This window comes from Geminicoccus flavidas (genome assembly GCF_009806515.1).
Lineage (GTDB): Bacteria > Pseudomonadota > Alphaproteobacteria > Geminicoccales > Geminicoccaceae > Geminicoccus > Geminicoccus flavidus.
The window spans coordinates 1-4,225 of sequence record NZ_WUJP01000994.1 but is presented as its reverse complement, the minus strand read 5'-3'; the positions used below and the strand labels follow the sequence as shown (position 1 = coordinate 4,225).

Below are 4,225 nucleotides of genomic sequence, written 5' to 3'. Positions count from 1 at the left end.
CCGCCGGCACCCGTAACAGCAGGCCGGCGGGGGGCTCTCGGGTTCGTTCGTGCAGATAGCGCGCTCCCGTAATCCGGGAAGTAGCGTCCTTCCTAGAGGGTGCTACGGACCGAGTGGATGGCCAGATCGGGGGCATGACGGACGCGTCCGACTTTACCGCTACCCGACCGACCGTACGGAAGAAGAGTGGGCGCTCGTCGCGCCCTGTCTCACGCTTCTACCCGAGGATGCTGGCCAGCGCCGGCACGACCTGCGGGCGGTATTCGACGCGCTGCGCTGGCTGATGCGGGCCGGCGCGCCCCGGCGTCTACTGCCAGGCGACTTCCCGCCCGGGCACGCGGTCTACGACCAAGCCCGGCGCTGGATGATGGCGGGCGTGTACGAGGTCATGGTGCACGATCTGCGCGCCGCGTTGCGCTCGGTTCAGGGCCGTGCCCCCGAGCCACGTGCGCTCGTGTTGGACGCACGCACGCTCCAGAGCCCTGAGCGGGGCACAGGCGGGCCATGATGGAGCCAAGCGGCGCAAGGGCTTCCAAGGTACATGCGGCGGTGGACACGCTCGGTCACTTGCTGGCGCTGCACGTCACGCCCGCAACAGAAGGCGACCGGGCGCAAGTAGCTCACCTCTCCCCGGCCGTACAGGAGACCACTGGTCAGAACGTCGAACTTGCTTACGTCGACCAGGGCTACACAGGCGCCGAGCCGGCCCAAGCCGCCCAAGAGCATGGAATTGTTCTGCAGGTCGTGCGCTTGCCTGAGGCCAGACGTGGCTTCGTGCTGCTGCCCCGGCGCCCCCCGGCGGTCTGCTGACCGCCGTCCCGGCGGGAAGCGGATCATCGGCCTGCTGGCTGGTGATGGGAAGCCGAGCGCTCCTTCGCCTGGGCCGCCCGCTTTCGTCGGCTGGCCCGCGATTGCGAGCGACTACCGCAGACCCTGGCAGGCCTGCACTTTGTCGCCTTCGTCATCCTCATGCTCAGCAAGGCAGTCGCGCTGTTCGACTTGGTCCGTAACACGCTCTGGATTGCTTGCACCGGCCGCCGGCGGCCCAGGCGCGGCTGGTGTTCTGGCAGCACGGCCTATCCGATCGTCTGCTCACCGACCGTCATGGCCATCAGCAGGGGGCTTGGCCCCGGGGTGCTGCCGGCAGCACGGGCGGGAACACGCTCTTCACGGTGTGGCTGCTCGACCTGGAGGTGAGGGTAGTCTACGGTCAGCCCTTTCGCCCGCAGACACGAGAAATGAGCCGGCCGTCGGGCTTGACCCGGGAAGGCACGGTTCCACCGCACGCTCCTGGGACTCCCCCATGGTCGCGTTCACCCATCGTGACCAGGCGCAGGCGGCGTTCGGCACTCGGCGCTAGATCTGCAACGGCCATGGCCAGTACGAGGCACTGGCCATGGCCACTCCGGCCAGCCGCTACGTGCCGGGCTCGCTGCCTATGCCCACGCTGATCCACCCGCCGGCGTGCGAGCCGGGCATGCCCGTCCGCACCGTTCATGCCGGCGGCTGGATCGTCTCCCAGGGTCGGTCCATCAACTGCTCCAAGGCCTTTGTCGGCCGCCGCGTCGCCGTCCGCGCCACCGAAACCGATGGCGTCTTCGGCCGGTGCTATCGCCGGCGCTGCATCCCGGAGCGGAGCCTTCCAGCGGGCAGGTCGGGTTGGCGGTGCCGTCGCGGGCGGTGTAGCGTAGAGTCTCGCAGGGCCGGGGTGCAGCCATGCCGGCGGTGGTTGCTGAGTGCCGGCCGGTGCTCATGGCGATGCGTCGAGTTCAGGTAGTGGGCTCAGCGCAGATAGTCGACCAGCGACAGGCTGCTGATCTGGCTGACCAGGAGATAGGATGCCTCGATCGCGACCTTGTCCTGCGCCATTCCGGTCATGGCCGCGGCGATGTCGGTGTCCTCGATCGCGGCGCGGGTCTCGTCCAGATAGAGCACCGTGTCGCGCTGGTGCTCGGTGACGTCCGCGACCCGGCTGGCCACCGCGCCGACCCGGCTGCGCAGCTCCACCACACCGGTGAGCGCCTGCTCGGCCCGGGTCAAGGCGCTCTCGAGCTGCGCCCGGTCGCCCGAGCCATGGGCGGCGACGGCGGTGCCGAGGGCGGCGATCAGTTGCGCGAAGGCCGGGTCGTCGGCCCGCGCGGGCAGGCCGATCGCCACGTCCCGATCGAGCCAGACGGTGCGGGACCGCTCGTCGCCGGCATAGTATAGAGTGGGGTCGGCGGTGGTGAGTGGGGCGGGCGGCAGCGTCACCGGCTTGAGGTCGGTGGCGGTGCCGGCAAACAGATAGCGCCCGTCCGAGGTGGTGTTCAGGTTGGCCGCGACCTCCTCCAGCATCGCCGCGGCCTCGATGTCGAGCGGCATCTCCTGGCCGGTCGGGTCGTTCAGGCGCTGGACCAGCAGGGTGCGCAGCCGCTCCGCCGTCGAGACGATGCTGCCCAGAGCGCCGTCCATCACCTGGATCTCGTTGGTGAGGCGCTCGTTCTGGGCGATGAAGCTCCTGCCGCCGGCCAGCTGCTCGCGGGTGCGCAGCAGGAGTCCCGTGTCCTGCGGGATCTCGGCGAAGCTGCGGGCACTCTTGCCGGTGACGACGTCAATCTCCAGGCTGCGGACACGCGCGCGGGTGGCGCCCATCATGTCGGCGAGCCTAGTCTGGTGGGCGAAGTCGCCGATGCGTTCGATCATGTCGAATGGCTCCTTCAGCCGGCGATCCGCAGGAGCTCGCCGAACAGGTCGTCGGTGATCGAGATGATGCGGGCGGAAACGCTGTAGGCCTGCTGGTAGAGGATCAGGCGGGACATCTCCTCGTCGAGGTTCACCCCGCTCAGGCTGCCCTGCCGAGTCGCGAGGTCGGTGGCGAGCGCCTGGTCGCCGGTTGCGACGCGCTGCGCCTCCGCCGCCGCGGCCGCGGCCAGGCTGGTGATGTCGGCGGCATAGCCGGTCACCGATACGGCATAGGCCGGCAGCCCGCCGCGGGCGATCACGCTGCCCGGCTCGCGCAAGGCCGCGGCGAGCCTGGCAGCGCCGGTTCCGTCGCCCTTGCCGCCGAGGCTGGCTACGAGCGGCGGGCCTGCCGCGGCATCCAGCGTGGCGGTGGCCAGGGCGAAGCCGTCGGCGGCGGCGTCCGGCCGGATCCTGCCCACGCTGCCGCCCGGTGCATCGACGATCAGGTCGTTCAAGCCGAAATAATGGGAGAAGCCGAAGCTCCAGCCATGGCCGGCGGAATCGCTGGCGGCGATGGCGCTGTCGCCTTCGCTGATCGCGATGCCGAGCGCCGGATTGCTGCTCGCGAGCATGAGCTGACCCTGGCCGTCCAGGGTGGCGCTGATCGCCCCGCCCGATGCCGCATTCACCGCCGTCAGCACGTCGTCCACCGAGGCGAAGCCCGCCAGGTCGAGCTGGAAGGCCAAGGCGGTGGTGCCCGAGCTGCGGTCGACCAGCGCGATCGTGGCGGTGCCCGAGCCGGCAAATGCGTCCGTAGGCGCCAAGCCCACGCGGGTGCCAGAGAGCGTGGCTGGCGGCGGGCTGGCGGCGGCGTCGTTGTGCGCGGCGTTCAGGCGATGGCGGACCGCCAGCGCCAGCTCGGCCAACTGGTCGGCCAGATCCGGCAGCACCCGGTCGCGCGCCTCGATCAGGCCCTGCAGGCTGCCGCCGCGCAAGTTCGAGACGACCGGCAGGGCGCCGGCCGCTGTCAGCTCCGGCGTCAGGGCGGCGCGGGTGCCAGCGCTCACCAGCTCGTCCGAACGGGCGCCGGTCACCGGCAGTCCGGTCGCCCGGTCGATGTCCTTTGCGGCATAGACCGCGATCCGGCCGAACGGCGAGCCGGACCCGGTCGAGGAGGCCGGCTCGTACACGACCTGCCGGGGCTCACCGTCGAGCAGCACCGTACCGTTGCGGGTGGTGACGTCGACCTGGCCGTCGTCCTGCCAACCGACCTGGATGTCGATCTGGCCGGCCAGCCGGGCCAGCACCCGGTCGCGGCGATCCTCGAGATCGACCGAGCCGTTGCCGCGGCTGAACTGCTGGTTGATCGCGGCGAGCTCGGCTATGTCGGTGTTGATCGAGCCGACCACCTGGCCGATCTGGTGGTCCACGTTCGAGCGGATCGTCTCGACGGCCGCGAGGTCGGCCGTCAGAGTCGAGAGCGTCGCCTCGATCCGGCCCAGGACCTCGCTGCGGGCGGCGACCTGGTGGGGTGAAGCGGCCAGTGAGTCCAGCGAGGTCAGGA

General features: G+C 70.5%; 2 protein-coding genes and 1 pseudogene. 1 reads left to right on the top strand and 2 read right to left on the bottom strand.

What is annotated here, in order from left to right:
* Positions 1 to 160: 160 nt before the first annotated feature.
* Positions 161 to 984, top strand: a pseudogene (locus EQG76_RS28245) (IS5 family transposase); the annotation flags it as partial.
* 798 nt (positions 985 to 1,782) lie between these two features.
* On the opposite strand, the gene EQG76_RS28240 reads toward EQG76_RS28245, so the two are convergent.
* Both EQG76_RS28240 and EQG76_RS28235 read right to left on the bottom strand, forming a co-directional pair.
* Complete coding sequence (locus EQG76_RS28240; RefSeq protein ID WP_159718432.1) at positions 1,783 to 2,682, bottom strand: flagellin; 900 nt, start codon at positions 2,680 to 2,682, stop codon at positions 1,783 to 1,785.
* A 14-nt stretch (positions 2,683 to 2,696) separates the two neighbouring features.
* Positions 2,697 to 4,225 (bottom strand): FlgK family flagellar hook-associated protein (locus tag EQG76_RS28235; RefSeq protein WP_159718430.1); only part of this gene is annotated, 1,529 nt, incomplete at its 5' end.

Coding starts and splice junctions, on each gene's coding strand:
- EQG76_RS28240 (WP_159718432.1), bottom strand. CDS start 2,682: ATGATCGAACGCATCGGCGACTTCGCCCACCAGACTAGGCTCGCCGAC.